Genomic DNA, 1,643 nt, shown 5'->3' on the forward strand with positions numbered 1-1,643 from the left:
GAGCAATAGGTAAATAGGGAAATCAGTAAAAGTAAGTGTTTCCTCATGGAGATAAATTTAAGGTGATTGAGAAATTTTGATGGACCATCGGCCTTAAACAGGATGGGAAAAAAGAAATTTCTCTGGCTTTTACACCAGAGAAATTTTTGTATTGTTTACCGAGGGTTAATTATAACCGGGGTTTTGAACCAATGTATTGTTTGTCGCTATTGCTGTACTTGGAATTGGGAATATACGGCGATAAGTATCGGTATTGGTTTTAGATAAACCATAAGTGTTCTCAAATTTACCGAACCTGATCATATCATTACGGTGCCAGCATTCCCATGCAAATTCTTTCGAACGCTCATTGTAAAGTACATCCAATGTTAATGCTCCTAAAGCAGCAGAAGTGGTACGGTTGCTTCGTACACTGTTTACCAAACCTATTGCTGTAGCACCTAACGTTGGCGTTCCACCTCTGAATATAGCCTCTGCTTTCATGAGGATAATATCTGAATAGCGGAATAATGGCATATCGTTGTTTTGGTTCCGGCTAATTGGATTGGTGTAATCTGGTAAAAATTTAATGTTGCGGTAGCCGGTATTCCAGGCAATTTCATCCTTCCCTAAATCGTAAGCATTTGCACCTAAACGTGAACTGCTCAACGGAGTTAAATTTAGCGCATAGGTATAAGGTAACGCTCCAGCCGTAGTTCCACCAGTATAAAACTGATCGTAACCTAAATTAGTGGTGCTCACCATAATCGGACTTCCATCTGGCCAGTACTGTGGGCCGGTAAGCCATTGTTTGTTTCTGATGTCGTTCGAATCGTTAAAATTTGCATAAAACTCAGTTGTAGTCATTCGCGGACCGCTCGGTTTATTGTTTGATAAGCCCCCGCCACTGCTTTGGTTCATAACCGGGTTGGTAAATGTGCCCGGTGTGGAGCCAGAGTATTGATAACGTATACCAAGGTTACGGTTTAAATCGTAACGGGCCATAAACATATTGCCGGTAGAGGTAGACGCATCAAATGGAATTGCAAAAATAAATTCTTTTTGCGTTGGCCCATTGGTGGGATAAAACATCTGTAGATAGCTCGACATTGGTTCTATGCTATACAAGCCTGAACTAATTATCTGGTCGCAGGCCGCTATACAATCATCATAACGTGCTGTTCCAGTGTACACTGCTGCATTTAAGTACATTTTTGCCAATATCGAATAAGCCAGGTATTTTGTTGGTAAACCATAGGTTGCCATACCACTAGTCGATTTTAAATAGGGGATAGCCGCTTTAAGCTCGCTTTCTACATAGTTGAATACCTGTACACGTGTCGAATTTGTTTTTAATGCTGTGCTGCCATACAAGGTATCTAACGGAACATTGCCATATAAATCCATCATCATAAAGTACGACAGGGCCCGCATGGTTTTTAATTCTGCAAGGTTGGTGTTTTTTGCTGCACCCGCTGGTGCCGACTCGCTAATAATCGAAATGGTTTGATTGGCAGTGCCGATAATGTTGGTCAAATAAGACCAACCTGCTGCAACCCAAGCATTGTCTTTTGTCCAGGTGTGGCGATGCAATTCAAGGTACTTATTTCCGTCAATCCAGTCGGAAGCAAAAATTGGCAGCACCGATTCATCTGTTGATGAGC

General features: G+C 41.6%; 1 protein-coding gene. It reads right to left on the minus strand.

Features of this window, described 5'->3' with window-relative positions:
* Positions 1-165: 165 nt before the first annotated feature.
* The coding region (locus AC1DPQ_RS26980) for a RagB/SusD family nutrient uptake outer membrane protein (protein WP_477611460.1) at positions 166-1,643 on the minus strand (1,478 nt) is incomplete at its 5' end.

Source organism: Pedobacter sp. 01T416_2 (assembly GCF_056398925.1).